At 49.7% G+C, this 13,326-nt stretch carries 15 protein-coding genes and 1 tRNA gene; 8 read left to right on the top strand and 8 right to left on the bottom strand.

Annotated elements, in window-relative coordinates; translation table 11 throughout:
* Positions 1 to 151: 151 nt before the first annotated feature.
* On the top strand, positions 152 to 301 hold the full coding sequence (locus GM173_RS12665) for a hypothetical protein (RefSeq protein ID WP_203571749.1): 150 nt from the start codon (positions 152 to 154) through the stop codon (positions 299 to 301).
* Positions 302 to 395: 94 nt separating this feature from the next.
* Here GM173_RS12665 and GM173_RS12660 read toward each other — a convergent pair whose 3' ends face one another.
* Together GM173_RS12660 and GM173_RS12655 are read right to left on the bottom strand one after the other, a co-directional pair.
* Positions 396 to 1,136, bottom strand: coding sequence for a DsbA family protein (locus GM173_RS12660; RefSeq protein ID WP_203571748.1), 741 nt, complete (start codon positions 1,134 to 1,136; stop codon positions 396 to 398).
* Complete coding sequence (locus GM173_RS12655) at positions 1,130 to 2,002, bottom strand: MBL fold metallo-hydrolase (protein WP_203571747.1); 873 nt, start codon at positions 2,000 to 2,002, stop codon at positions 1,130 to 1,132. The genes GM173_RS12660 and GM173_RS12655 overlap by 7 nt, the downstream gene beginning before the upstream one ends.
* 121 nt (positions 2,003 to 2,123) lie before the next feature.
* Here GM173_RS12655 and GM173_RS12650 point away from each other — a divergent pair, with 121 nt between their 5' ends.
* The gene (locus GM173_RS12650) at positions 2,124 to 3,014 is read left to right on the top strand and encodes a LysR family transcriptional regulator (protein ID WP_203571746.1); all 891 of its coding nucleotides are present in this window, start codon (positions 2,124 to 2,126) and stop codon (positions 3,012 to 3,014) included.
* A 45-nt stretch (positions 3,015 to 3,059) separates the two neighbouring features.
* Here the strand turns inward: GM173_RS12650 and GM173_RS12645 are convergent, their stop codons facing one another.
* Positions 3,060 to 3,974: a Na/Pi cotransporter family protein gene (locus GM173_RS12645; protein ID WP_203571745.1), complete on the bottom strand. Its 915-nt coding sequence runs from the start codon at positions 3,972 to 3,974 to the stop codon at positions 3,060 to 3,062.
* A gap of 39 nt (positions 3,975 to 4,013) precedes the next feature.
* A complete protein-coding gene (locus tag GM173_RS12640) occupies positions 4,014 to 4,184 on the bottom strand; it encodes a hypothetical protein (protein ID WP_203571744.1) in 171 nt (56 codons plus the stop codon).
* A 111-nt stretch (positions 4,185 to 4,295) separates the two neighbouring features.
* Between GM173_RS12640 and GM173_RS12635 the strand changes: the two genes are divergently transcribed.
* A complete protein-coding gene (locus tag GM173_RS12635) occupies positions 4,296 to 4,703 on the top strand; it encodes a hypothetical protein (protein WP_203571743.1) in 408 nt (135 codons plus the stop codon).
* A gap of 32 nt (positions 4,704 to 4,735) precedes the next feature.
* Here the strand turns inward: GM173_RS12635 and GM173_RS12630 are convergent, their stop codons facing one another.
* Positions 4,736 to 5,080, bottom strand: coding sequence for a nucleotide pyrophosphohydrolase (locus GM173_RS12630; RefSeq protein WP_203571742.1), 345 nt, complete (start codon positions 5,078 to 5,080; stop codon positions 4,736 to 4,738).
* Positions 5,081 to 5,375: 295 nt separating this feature from the next.
* Between GM173_RS12630 and GM173_RS16315 the strand changes: the two genes are divergently transcribed.
* Positions 5,376 to 7,874 (top strand): methyl-accepting chemotaxis protein, encoded by a 2,499-nt coding sequence (locus GM173_RS16315; RefSeq protein WP_203571741.1) that lies wholly within the window; start codon positions 5,376 to 5,378, stop codon positions 7,872 to 7,874.
* 116 nt (positions 7,875 to 7,990) lie between these two features.
* Positions 7,991 to 9,136 (top strand): response regulator, encoded by a 1,146-nt coding sequence (locus tag GM173_RS12620; RefSeq protein WP_203571740.1) that lies wholly within the window; start codon positions 7,991 to 7,993, stop codon positions 9,134 to 9,136.
* An 83-nt stretch (positions 9,137 to 9,219) separates the two neighbouring features.
* On the opposite strand, the gene GM173_RS12615 is transcribed toward GM173_RS12620, so the two are convergent.
* Positions 9,220 to 9,603, bottom strand: coding sequence for a VOC family protein (locus GM173_RS12615; protein ID WP_203571739.1), 384 nt, complete (start codon positions 9,601 to 9,603; stop codon positions 9,220 to 9,222).
* Positions 9,604 to 9,881: 278 nt separating this feature from the next.
* Here GM173_RS12615 and GM173_RS12610 point away from each other — a divergent pair, with 278 nt between their 5' ends.
* The gene (locus GM173_RS12610; protein ID WP_203571738.1) at positions 9,882 to 10,823 is read left to right on the top strand and encodes a helix-turn-helix domain-containing protein; all 942 of its coding nucleotides are present in this window, start codon (positions 9,882 to 9,884) and stop codon (positions 10,821 to 10,823) included.
* On the opposite strand, the gene rlmF is transcribed toward GM173_RS12610, so the two are convergent.
* Positions 10,779 to 11,783: a 23S rRNA (adenine(1618)-N(6))-methyltransferase RlmF gene (gene rlmF / locus GM173_RS12605; RefSeq protein WP_203571737.1), complete on the bottom strand. Its 1,005-nt coding sequence runs from the start codon at positions 11,781 to 11,783 to the stop codon at positions 10,779 to 10,781. The two genes, GM173_RS12610 and rlmF, sit on opposite strands and share 45 nt — an antisense overlap.
* 93 nt (positions 11,784 to 11,876) lie before the next feature.
* Positions 11,877 to 11,950 (bottom strand) — tRNA-Gly (locus GM173_RS12600).
* 108 nt (positions 11,951 to 12,058) lie between these two features.
* On the opposite strand from GM173_RS12600, the gene GM173_RS12595 reads away from it, so the two are divergent.
* Together GM173_RS12595 and GM173_RS12590 are read left to right on the top strand one after the other, a co-directional pair.
* Positions 12,059 to 12,412, top strand: coding sequence for a YkgJ family cysteine cluster protein (locus GM173_RS12595; RefSeq protein WP_203571736.1), 354 nt, complete (start codon positions 12,059 to 12,061; stop codon positions 12,410 to 12,412).
* Between the two features lie 413 nt (positions 12,413 to 12,825).
* Complete coding sequence (locus GM173_RS12590; RefSeq protein ID WP_203571735.1) at positions 12,826 to 13,263, top strand: protease inhibitor I42 family protein; 438 nt, start codon at positions 12,826 to 12,828, stop codon at positions 13,261 to 13,263.
* Positions 13,264 to 13,326: the final 63 nt, after the last annotated feature.

Below are 13,326 nucleotides of genomic sequence, written 5' to 3'. Positions count from 1 at the left end.
ACACTTTGCAATAAATATGCAACATATTGATCTATATAAATATTTGCGTATGACAATTAGATACACAGGCCGCAAATAAGCGTTTACCCTAATGTGCAATGGATTGCAACAGCTTACAATTGGTCTTCAATTCTTCAAAGGGATATAACCCATGCCACAAGCAAAAACCGTCGCCAAGAATTCAGCGCCGTCTCCTGCGAAAGCAAAACCGAATTCAAAGCAAAATTTTGTTGAGCGTATGGCCAATGGGAAGCCTTTTGATTGGCTCAAAGTAGACGCCACCCAAGCCCAGCAAAAATAAATCGGTACTATTTCCGAATAAAAAAACGCCAGCTTAAGCTGGCGTTTAAAGTTTTTTGCACCCAAAACCAAGCACAAACTCACTCACTGAGCGCTTAAGCGCAGCCATCTGCGGTGCAAAATGCATTAGGCTCCGCAACAGCCAGCGGCGTGACGTGCTGCAACAGCGCTTGCAATTTCGCAATAAACTGCTTTGGCTCACCTAGATACGGCGAAATATCAATCAGCTGCTGTACGCCCTGTTTTTCCAGCACCAGCGAGGGAAACCCACGTAAATTCCGGCGCTTCATTGCCATTCGCGTAGCATTAAAATGCGCATCAAGATCTACCGCTTGCTCGCTCATGGCCTGTGCAAATGCTGCGCTTGCAAAGCCTAATTCGACCGCCAATCCCAGTAGCACCGTGCCATCGGCAATCCGTTGCCCTTGCGCATAATGTGCGTGCTGAATCCGCGCCAACATCGCCAAACCAGTTTGCCCGATACCGTCATCGCCACCTAAAGCGGCCGCAGCCAAAACGGCCAAGGTCGGTGGTGTTGAATCAAACACCGCATTTTGATCCAGCAACAAACCATTAAAGTATGCTTCACCAAACGGCTGACCAGTCAAGGCGGCGATGCGCTGATCGTGCGGCATTACGTAGTTGCGCAAGGTTGGCGTCACCGTTTGGCGATTCTCACCACTCATCATGCCGCCAGCGTGCAATTGAACCGCCAACGCTTGGCTCTCTGCTGCCGCGCGCAGCAAGGGTGCCGCGGCGTAGCACCAGCCACATAAGGGATCAAAATAATAATGAAGTACCGGTTTGCTGGCGGCGCTGTCGCTACGGCTTACCATTTCATTTCACCCTTATTCACTTTCGCGCCGATCTCTAATGCCATGCCCAAACCTGCATCGGGATAGGCTTTTTTCATGCTGGCGATCAATTCGGCGCTGTTTTTGGCGGCTGCAGCGTTTTTCTCAAACGTTTGCAGGTATTGCTTGGTGTAGGCGATGTTGCTCACATCCAGCTTGCTACCCGCTTGCATATGCCCCGGCACGATGACTTCGGGTTTTAAGGCCGCCATGTCATCCAATTGCGCAATCCACAATGTGCGTTCAGCGGCATTTTGCGTATCAGCAGTCCAGACATGCAAGCCACCAAACACGCCGATATTGCCAGTAATCGTCTTAGTCGATGGAATCCACACATACGGGCGGTGCGCGAGTGGCCCCTTGGTACCACGAATTTCAATTTTCTCGCCATCAACAGTCAAAGTTTCGCCCTTCAACGCCGCTGGTAGCACGGGTTTCTTCGGCGCATTGGCGCCCATTTTGGGGCCCCAAAATGCGACTTTGCCGTCAAGCTTGCTACTGATTTTCGCCAACACTGCTGGCGTTGCCACGACTTCGGCATTCGGGAACATTTGTTTTAGCACTTCAACGCCAAAATAATAATCAGGATCGGCTTGGCTCACAAAAATCGTTTTCAATTCTTTACCACTATCGAGCACATTTGCGCCAATTCGCAGCGCATCAGCGCGAGTAAAGCCCGCATCGATCACAATCGCCTCTTTTTCGCCGTAGATCAGCGTTGAATTGGCATGAAAACTATTGCCATCGGCGTTATACACTTTCATTTGGAGTGGCTGCTTAGCGGTTTCTGCCTGTGCGTTAGCAAAGGTCAAAGCAAGGGTGGCGGCAAGTAAAGTAGTGCGAAACATAGTGAATCTCCGTTCGGTGTTTGATTAAAGTGACGCTAGTGTAGTTGCATGAAACGAACGGATAAATAGACTAAACTGCGCATGATTGTTGCAATATTCGAGCAGATAGCAAGGAAACACTATGGACCGACTCACTGCGATGAAGGTATTTAGCGAAGTGGCGCACAGCGGCAGCTTTAGCGCCAGCGCTGATAAGCTCGACATGTCGCGCGCGATGGTTACGCGTTATATCGCCGAACTCGAGCAATGGCTCGGTGCACGGCTGCTGCAGCGCACGACGCGCCGCGTCACGCTGACTGATGCGGGTGAAAATTGCCTACGGCGCTGCCAGCAAATGCTGGCCTTGATGGAAAATATCGAAGAAGAAAGCATAAGTCACGATGGCGAGCTGCGCGGCCAATTGCGCCTCACCAGCAGTATGTCGTTCGGATTTGCACATTTGGCCGCGGCAATTAGCGATTTTCTGGCGCAGCATCCCTTGCTTAAAATCGATCTGAATGTCAGCGACACCGCGGTGAATTTAGTCGAGGCGCGGATTGATCTGGCAATCCGCATCAGCAGCGAACCCGACCCAATGTTAATCGCCCGCCCCTTGGCTCGCTGCGACTCTATTTTGGTTGCATCACCAGGGTATTTAGCTGCAAGCAATACTTTAAAAGAACCAGCGGAACTTACCCAACATAAATGTTTAAGCTATGCGAATTTTGGCAAAAGTGTTTGGCACTTTTCGCGCGGCGATGAAACGACGCAAGTCGGCGTTACTAGCCGTTTCAGCGCCAACGAAGCCACCGTATTGCTATACGCCGCACTCGCTGGCTGCGGCATCGCGCTACAACCGACTTACCTTGCCAAGCCCTACATCGACAGCGGCGCGCTGCAAATTGTACTGCCCGATTGGCAAGTCCCCGCGATGACCATCTACGCACTCTACCCTTCTCGCCGCCACCTTTCGCCCGCGGTGCGCGCTTTGCTTGATTTTCTAGTACAGCGGTTTGCTACGCCTTCGTGGTAAATAAAAAAGGGGCTTGCGCCCCTTTTTCAATGCAAAACACCATTTTTAATGCTTTTTTCGTTCCGAAAACTTCAAAATTGGATCAAGCATCAATAAGAAGAACAGCGAAATGGTTAAATTAAAAATCAAATGCGCGGCAGCGACGACTTGACCAGTATCACTAATATGCTGAGTCAACTGATTCGACAGCAGTGCGATAAACGGGAAAAACATCAACAAGCCAACGCCTTTGAACAAGAAATTGTAATACGCGGTTTTTTTGGCAATCGCACTCATGCCCATACTGGCAATCAGCGCAGTCGACGTAGAGCCGACATTAGCACCGAGCGCAATCGCAATCGCGGCCTGTGGCGGCAAAAAGCCTTGTTGCACAAATAAAATCGCTAAACCGGTGGTCACACTGCTCGATTGCACAATCGCTGTAATCACAATCCCCGCTAACACCCCCACCAAGGGCGAATTGGCTTGCGCCATTAATTCCATCACCGCAGGTAATTCACGCAGCGGCATTACCGCACGCGAAATCAAATCCAGCGCGGCAAAAATCATCCCGAAATAAAACAGCGAACGACCGAATTGACCATAGCGTTTTGGCAATAAGGAAACCAACGCCCCTAAGGCAATAAAAATCGGGCCAATTTCAGTCAATTTAAACGATACCAACCATGCCGTGGCCGTCGTACCCACATTGGCGCCGAGTAATACGCCCAAGCTCGCGCGAAACGAAATCACCGACGCATTCACCAAGGCAGTCGTTAACGACGACACCGCGCTGCTCGACTGTAAAATCGCCGTTGCAAACGCACCGACCGCAAAACCAGCCCAACGATTGGACGTCACCTTGCCCAGCCAATCTTGTAAAGTATCGCCACCAACAGCTTGCAACTCACGGCTAAAGCCTTCAAGTGCGTACAAAAAAATTGCAATCGCGGCAATAATCGCTACCAGTGTTTCAAACATGCCCATCCCTTTTTCTCAAATTTTTTTCTGATGCTCAACTCAGTAACGCTGCTGCTGACTGGCGCTTGGCTGATCGGCCAAGCCATCGTCGATTCTAGCGTGGAACGGCATGGATTGCACCGAGCGATGCCAAATGGATGATCCTGCTGCAGTCGCTTCATCACCGGCCGAGCACGATGCCTCTCCCTGCTCAAAGCACAGATCTGGCATAATACGGGTCGCAGCCAGTCACGTCGCCAAACCAGTAATTCATTGGGTATTCTCTTTAATCCAATATCTAACAATGCCTGTGGCAACATACATCAATATCAGGAGTGTTTTGTGTTCATCCCCACCATCAACACCGAGATCCCTACTTATGGCGCTGATGAGCTCACAGAACAGAGCTGGCAATGGCTACATGCTGTCGCACATTTAGTTGCGCAAGAATTGGCTGAGCAAGCCAAGGGCACACTGGCCTTGCTGGAAGATCAAGACCGCGTATATTGGCTAGCGATTATTGGAGATGAAGGCTTTTTGGCCACGGCGACGATTTTTGAAGGCGAGATTGGCATCCAGCACGGCACACTACTGCGTGATCTGTATGGTTTCTCTGTTGAAGAACTGCACTTTCTGCGTGAAGGACTTACGGCCTGGCTCAGCCAGCAAACCACGCTAAAAATCGCCGATCATCGCAGCCTACAACGCTGGCATGAGCTGCCAGCCAGGCCGCACGATTGGTTTGAATAAAGCACGCCAAACCAAACATCAACAAACTGCGCTTAGCGGGATGCGACTCCTTTGGACAGCTCAAGCGGATATTTTTGCGCGTTCAACTGCAACTTTTCTCGCGCAGCTGCAAGTAGATCAATCTGCGTCATCTCACAAAAGCGCAATAAATACAGCAAGATATCCGCCGCCTCATGCGCACTTGCCGTGCGCTGTGCGTCGCTCAGCACGAGCGAATCCTGCGACTCTACCCACTGAAAAATCTCCAGCAACTCGGCGGCCTCGACTGTCAGCGCCATCGATAAATTTTTCGGGCTATGAAACTGTCGCCAGTCCCTTGCTTCAGCAAAATCATTCACCTGCTGAATCAATAATTGTAATGAATCACCTCGCGTCATTGATTTACTCCTGTTCAAATTGAATTTGCCCTATCTGACTTGGCAGTGACTCATTCCGCACAACGCCATGCACATCTTCACCATGCGTCAGCATCACCAGAACAAAAAAATTAATATTATTAGATACTTATAAAGAAAACCGCTCGACGCCTAGCGCCAAGCAAATCCATTTTATTTACTTGACATTACCAGAGCTTAACCAAGAATTACCATTAATACCCATAAGGTAGTAATTATTTATTGCTACTTCCGACTGCCCTAGCAGAGCCTAGTGATCGTAATTCGAGGTAAGCCAATGAAAATCTCAATCAAGCAGCGCATCATTTACACCGTGTTGTTTTTATCCATGCTCTTGGTCTTAATGGGTGGGATGGGATTGTACAATCTAAATGAAGTCAATCGCTCACTGAAGACCGTTTACGAAGACCGCGTAGTGCCACTCAAACAGCTCAAGCTCGTCGCCGACGCGTATGCAGTCAACATGGTTGACGCAATGAATAAAGCCAACGCAGGCATGCTAACCGCCGAAGAAACCGCAAAAAACATCCAACAAGCCAAAGCCGATATTGCCCGCGAATGGGGTGCGTATAAAGCCACGACCCTCACGCCAGAAGAAGCCAAACTCGCCGCCGAATCTGAATCGCGCTTTAACCGCGCCAATGAGGAAATTAATAAACTAGAACAGTTTCTCGTCGGTAAAACAGACATTATTCAAGGCGATCTGATTCAGTTTATTGAACCTTTATATCGTGCTATTGATCCGGTAGGTGAACAAATCACGGCACTGATGAATTTGCAACTTGACGTTGCCAAAACCGAATACACCAGCGCACAAGCCAGTTATGAACGGGTCAAACTGATTGCCATCAGCATGATCGTGCTAGGCTTGGTACTCGCGCTGATTTCTTGCATTTTGCTACTACGAGCCATCTCAATTCCGCTCACCCGCGCGGTAGTCATCGCCGAAAACATCGCTGGCGGCAAGCTCGACAATGAAATTACGCTACGCGATTACGATGAAATGAGTTTGCTACTGAATGCAATGCACGGTATGCAGTGTACCGTGCTGCAATTTATTCAGGCGCAAGCCGATATGGCCAAACAGCACGCAGCGGGTACGACTAGCGCTCGGATGAATGCCGAGTATTTTTCGGGCTCATTTCAGGAAATGGCCAAAGAAACCAATCAATTAGTGACGTCTCACATCCAAGTCACCGAGCAAACAGTGCAGGTGATCGCCCAGTACGCACAAGGTAATTTCGATGTGGATATGGTGCGCCTGAACGGCGATCAGGCACAAATCACGCAGGCCGTTGACCAAGTCAAACAAGCGCTGCTGGCCATCAGCAATGACATCAAGCTGATTGCCGAAGCGGGTGCGCAAGGCAACTTTAGCGTACGCGTCGATGCTGAGCGTTACCAATTCAAATTCAAAGCCATGGTCGAAGATTTAAACCTATTGATCAATACCTGTGATATCGGTTTCAACGACATCTTGCGCGTTGCCAATGCCCTTTCACAAGGCGATTTAAGCCAAACCATTCAAAAAGATTATCCCGGCTTATTTGGTCGCGCCAAAGACGGAGTCAACCATACCGTCTTTGCGCTCAGTAGCATCGTGGCAGAAATCGAAACCATCGTCGCCGCCGCTGCCGAGCAAGGTAATTTTAGCCAGCGGCTTGAATTACTCGACAAACAAGGCTTTAGCGCGAGGCTGGCCACCTTGCTCAATCGGCTCTCGGAAGTAACAGAAACTGGGCTGCGCGATGTGATGCGCGTTGCAAATGCCCTCGCAGAAGGCGATCTAACGCAACAAATCACCCAAGACTATGCTGGGCTATTTGGTGAAACCAAGGATGGCATCAACGCCACCGTCGACAAGCTGCAAATATTAGTAGGAGAGATTCAACAAGCAGGCCGCACGATCAATATCGCATCACAAGAAATTACGCACGGCAACGCCGATCTATCGCGCCGTACCGAAGCACAAGCAGCCAATCTCGAAGAAACCGCCGCCAGCAGCGAAGAGCTGGCCAGCACCGTCAAACAAAATGCGGAAAATGCAATTGAAGCCAGCCAACTGGCGCGCAATTCAGAACAGATTGCGAAAAAAGGTGCGTGTCTGGTTCAAGATGCCGTCAGTAGCATGGCTGCGATCAACGATGCCTCTAGCAAAATTGTCGACATTATCAGCGTGATTGATAGCATTGCCTTCCAAACCAATATTCTGGCACTTAACGCTGCAGTTGAAGCCGCCCGCGCCGGAGAACAAGGGCGTGGCTTTGCAGTCGTCGCTGCAGAAGTCAGAAATCTCGCGCAACGCTCCGCCGTTGCCGCCAAAGAAATCAAAACACTGATTGGTGACAGCGTGAACGAAGTTGAGCGCGGCAGTCATATCGTGAATAGCGCAGGGAGCACGATGACTGAAATCGAACTCAGTATTCAGCGAGTCACCCAGATCATGAGCGAAATTGCTGAGGCGTCCAAAGAGCAAAGCGCTGGGATTGCGCAGGTCAATCAGGCGGTAGCGAATATGGATGAAGTGACGCAGCAAAATGCGGCGCTGGTCGAAGAAGCGGCCGCCGCCGCCGAATCATTGCAAGAACAAGCGGGGCAATTGGCCGAATTGGTCGGCGTTTTCATACTCAAAAACAACAGCCCCCATACGTCCTTTGCACCGAACAAGCTCCCGCTAAAAACAGCGTCGGCACCGACAACGAAAGTAAAACCAATTGCAAAACCGCCAATCCAAGCAACGATCAAAGATGAAGACGAAGAATGGGCAGAATTTTAAGCAGCAAGATTTCACTCAAGATAGGGCGCAAGCCCTATTTTTTTATTCTGTTCAATTAGCGTTTTTTTTTCTGACTAACTACACTGAACACAGGTACTTTAGTCTAGGGTAAAAACATGGCGGAAACGACAACAAAGCCCATCATTTTAGTGGTCGACGACGATGCAATCATTCGTGTTGTAATACGAAAAATACTCGAAACTGAATATCAAGTAGTCGAAGCTGCAGATGGAGAGGCTGGGCTACAAAAAGCACGAGAAATCAAACCCGTCGCAGTAATTGCTGATGTGCAAATGCCCAAAATGAATGGCTTTGCTTTATGCAAAGCCATTTGTGATGATTTTGAATTATCAGACATCCCCGTCATGATGATATCGGCCGAAGAAAACGCCGATGAATTACTCAAAGTATACGATGTTGGCGGGCAGGGTTTTATCACCAAGCCAATCAACCACAAAGCGCTACTGACCCGCATCGCTCACATGCTGCAACAGAGCGCAGAACGCGCACAGATGAAATCCCAGATTAGCTATGCCACTAACACTGCATTTACGGCAATGAGTAGCATGAGCGAAACGGGTTTGTTAATGGAAACGCTCAAAAACTTCAATGGCAGCAATACCGCACAAGGACTGGCGCAATTATTAATTGCCGCGCTTCAGCAATTCCAACTGGACGGAGTCGTCCAGCTTAAAACCGATGCAGGTATCGTTGCACTCAATTTAAAAGGAGAAGCAAGCGGAGTCGAACTCGCTGTATTGCAAAAAATGGCAACGATGGAACGGATTGTACGCTTTCGCAATCGCCTATCAGTCAACTATCCAAATGTGCAATTGATCGTGAACAATATGCCGGTCGATGATGAAGAACGCTCTGGGCGCCTACGCGATCACCTCGCAATTTTAATTGAAGCGGCCGAATCACGACTTGAGGCGATCAAAGTCAAAACCACACTCATCGCCACACAAAATCAATTGGCCATCATGAGTTCTATTCAATCCTTAACCACAACCTTGAGTGAAATCGATCAGCAACAACGGCAAGGCAATGTCGAACGAGCGGCGTTGTTTGGTGATGTGATGATGAATATGGAAAGCGCCCTCTCTGCTTTTGGTTTATCAGACCGGCAAGAAGAAAGTCTATTAAGCGTGGTTCGCAATGGCTGGGAAAAAATCACCGCCATCTATACCGATGAAGCTGCGCTACAAAACAAACTAAGCCAAGTTGTGCAAACGCTCAAAAATTCACTCGAAGAAATTTGAGCACCAACATCGCAAAAAATATCGACGTATTTAAATACAGTCATTTAAAATCAATAGATACGTCGATATACCCAATCTAAAAATCATTCAAGATGAAAATGTAATTCAACCGTATTCTTCGCTGGATCCTGTATAAAAATCTGGCTAATCCCTTCGTCAGCAAAATCCAAACGGCGATAGTTGATACCTAATTGATCTAACTTCAAGACGGCCTGTTCAATATTGCAACAAGTAAACGCAATATGATCGACCACGCGAGGCGCATCCAAAACCACACTCGCATCGCCCTTGAGCACTGATAAATGAATCACTGGCTGCGCGCCAGCGTACAACCAATAGCCCTGCGTACCAAATGGCGGGCGAAAGCCAACTTGCAACTGGATAAGCTCGCAATAAAATGCGCGCATCGCTTCGAGTAAATCAGCCGGCACACGCAAATTGATATGATTTAAACCTAAATTTTTCATTGCAAACTCCCTTTAAAATAAGCGCAGTATTTCGCGAAGGTCTGCGCGATAAATCCACATTAGGTACAATTTAATCCACTTATCGACTCGGGTCTGTTGACGTTTGGTTTTCGGTCGCGCTGGAGCGATTTTCGCGGCAGGTCAAGGCATTTTGTGCGACCAATAACGAGTTATTCGAGCACGAAATAACGCAGAGATGCAGCGAAAAGCGCCCAGCCCGCAGGGTTTGGCTGCTTTTGGCCTGACTCTGCGTTGAAAAACGCTTGCATAGAATGACTATGCCACGCGTCTTTCGCCTTGTTTCAGGCCAAAATCAGCACAAACGCGATCCGCAAACCAAACGTCAACAGACCCGAGGGCCACCTATGCTATTTCGCGAATGGATCGGTAGTACGCATGCACAACCATGGCGACACAATCACTATTTGGGTGAGGAGATACCTTTTCATTTGCACTATCACCCCGAATACGAAATCACTTTAACGACAGGAGCCCGTGGTTTACGGTATTTGGGCGATAATGTCAGCGAGTTTACCAATATTGACCTCACGCTCATCGCACCCAATCTGGCGCATTCATGGCAAGGCAAAACCGCGTCCGATCACGAGCAAATCGAAATCCATGTGGTGTTTTTTCGCGAAGAATGGCTGCATCAATTGGCCGAGCAAGGTTTACCCGAACTACGCGAATTGGGGCAATGGTTGCGGCGAATTCGACATGGCGTGGTCTTTACGCCGACGCTCGCCGCACAACTCGCACCGCGCTTTGCGCAGCTGCTGCAACTGAAAGGTCTCGAGCGCGTACTGTGCCTACTCGATATTTTGCGGCAACTCCCCAGCGATCAGCAGGCTCGCTATCTAGAGCTTGCACCAGCCAATGAGCCCGTCGGCGATCCACGCCTCAAAGTTGCTTTGGATTTCTTGCATCAGCACTACCGCGAAAGCATTACGCTCAGCACCTTGGCCAAGGCCGCCAACATCAACGAAACCACGCTCAAACGGCTCATTGCCCGCCAAGTGGGCAAAAGCTTTAGCGACTTGCTCTCTGAGCTGCGCTTGGGTCACGCCTGCAATCTGCTACTGACTACACAGTACGCCTTGCCGCGCGTAGCACTCGACAGTGGTTTTGCGAGTTTGAGTAACTTTCACCGCCAATTTACCGCCAAAAAGGGCATTTCAGCGGCCAAATTCAGAAAGAACCGAGGAAAACCTCTCGTGTAAAGCGGGTGGAATGAACGTCCAAGCTAAAAAACGGCTTTGTTTTTGCCCTTGGCTCATTTCTATCGTACGGACATCGCGTGCGCCCGCTTTTTCTAGCGTACGGTACAACAGTGGCAAACTACTCGCTTTGGATACAAGGCTGGTAAACCACAAGCAACGCTGGCCGATTTGGCGACTTTCAGAAATCATGCGTTGAATAAACGCCTCTTCGCCGCCCTCGCACCACAGCTCACCACCTTGACCGCCAAAGTTCAGCACGGGCGCTGGCGTCGCAGCCGCTTTACCACGCGGCGCTTTACCGAGGTTTTTCCATTTCCTTTGCGAGCCCTTTGTGGCCTCAGCCAGCGAGGCATGGAACGGTGGATTACATAAAGTCAGATCAAAAAACTCGCCGTCTTGCACAATCCCCAGAAATATTGCGCCAGGAATTTTTTGCTGGCGTAATTCGATATTCAATTGTGGATTCGCATCGACGATCTGCTGAGCGTTTGTCAAAGCGACCGCATCCACTTCTGAACCCACCATTTCCCACTCATACTCAGCCGAGCCAATCAACGGATAAACACAATTCGCGCCGCAACCGATATCGAGCACCCGCACCACTTCCGGTGTTTTACCACGATGACTTTCAACTAATAGATCAGCCAGATTATGAATATAATCAGCGCGCCCCGGGATCGGCGGGCATAAATAGCCCGCTGGCACATCCCAGTTTTTGACGCCATAAAATTTGGCGAGCAAAGCGCGATTGAGCATCTTGACCGCTGCCGGATTAGCAAAATCAATTGACTCATCGCCATACTGATTCACCGCGACAAACGGCTTCAATTCAGCGCAAGCGGCAATCAAGGCCGGAAAATCATAGCGCCCACGATGACGGTTGCGCGGATGCAGCTCTGCTGGCGGCTTTGGCGCAGCAACGGGACGAGCAGCAGGTTTAGAACGTGGTTTTTCGCGCATCGTATTGCCTCAATAGAATTGCCGCCGATTCAATCCAGCGAGCTGCAATGCAAAAAGCCAGAAATCGACCGACTTCTGGCTTTTTTATTTATTTGGAGCGGGCGATGGGAATCGAACCCACGGCTCTAGCTTGGGAAGCTAGGGTATTACCATTATACGACGCCCGCAGAGCGCCCATTATAACAGCATTCCGGCGCGCTTCACCAATCATGCGACAGTAAATGACCAAGCAATCAGCGTAAAATAAGCCACACGCCAAGCAAAAGAGTTCCACCATGACCCCACACAGTCAAACCATCCGTTTTTTACGCCAGCGTATTCCAAGCTTTGAGTGCATTCCCGGCTGTCATGATTGCTGTGGACCGGTGACAACTTCACCAGAAGAAATGTCACGCTTACCACGTAAAACAGCCCAAGAACACGCAGCGGCATTGGCAGAATTAAGTTGCCCGCATTTGGGCGCCAAAGGTTGTACGGTGTATTTAGAGCGGCCGTTGATTTGTAGACTGTTTGGCACTACAGCCAGCCTGCCCTGCCCACACGGTCGCCGCCCTGACTTGCTGATTGATCCCAATATCGAGCAGCAAATCCATCAATATATGGCAAGCACGCGACAAGTATTAGTTTGATGGGTATGCACAGCAAGACCATAAATAAAAAAGCCTAGTTAAATATACCTAAACAATTATGGCAATGCTCTCATTTCATGTTGATGCCGTGCCGCGCTCGTTGGGCCGGGGCTTAAAAATCCCGTCCAAGCACACCGAGCACGAAGAAAGACAAACAGTTTCACCGTTTGGCTTTCGCCACGCGAGGGGACCGCGGAGCGGGGTGCGCCTCGGGTCGCTTTTCTTTGCTTCTTTCTTTGGCGACGCAAAGAAAGAAGTCCACGCTGCGGATTGCAGCACCAAAACATCGTGCCGCAGGCACTAAAAAAGCATCAACCCGTATCTATAACCGCACGGGTGATCGGTAATAATTCTCTGGCGAAAATAGTCCCGCTGAAACATGCTAGCGAATCATCCATTTGCTTGAAACCGCCATGAACAAAATTATTCTCGCCAGCCTGACGGCATTACTTGCAGTGCCTTTCTGCGCTCACGCTGAGCAAATCCTTAACGACGCGAATCATCAGCAAACGATTACCGTCAAACCCAAAGAAATATTCATCGTCAAACTACCAGCCAACCCAAGCACTGGCTATATGTGGCAGTTTAAGCCGCCCGAAGACGGCACGGTGAAATTGGTCGGCAACTGGAAACACACGCCCAGCAAGAAGAACACACCCGGCGCTGGCGGCGAAACCACTTGGCGACTCGTCGCGGGGCAATCAGGCGAGACCTCATTGCAATTTTTCTACCGCCGCCCTTGGGAAGATGCCAGTGTAGAGCCCGCTGAAGTGCGTGAATACAAAATTGTCATCAACAGCACCAGCTCTGCCGCATCGACTCCCGCCAGCGCGGTTAAGCCGTGGTTTTAATCTGCCAGCACGCGCGTTGATAGCAACACATCAGGTAAAATCGGTGTTTTGATCCACACGCAC

The organism is Deefgea chitinilytica, assembly GCF_016881405.1.
Taxonomy (GTDB): Bacteria; Pseudomonadota; Gammaproteobacteria; order Burkholderiales; family Chitinibacteraceae; genus Deefgea; species Deefgea chitinilytica.
The sequence above is the reverse complement of the archived record's forward strand: the minus strand, read 5'-3'. Positions and strand labels throughout refer to the sequence as shown.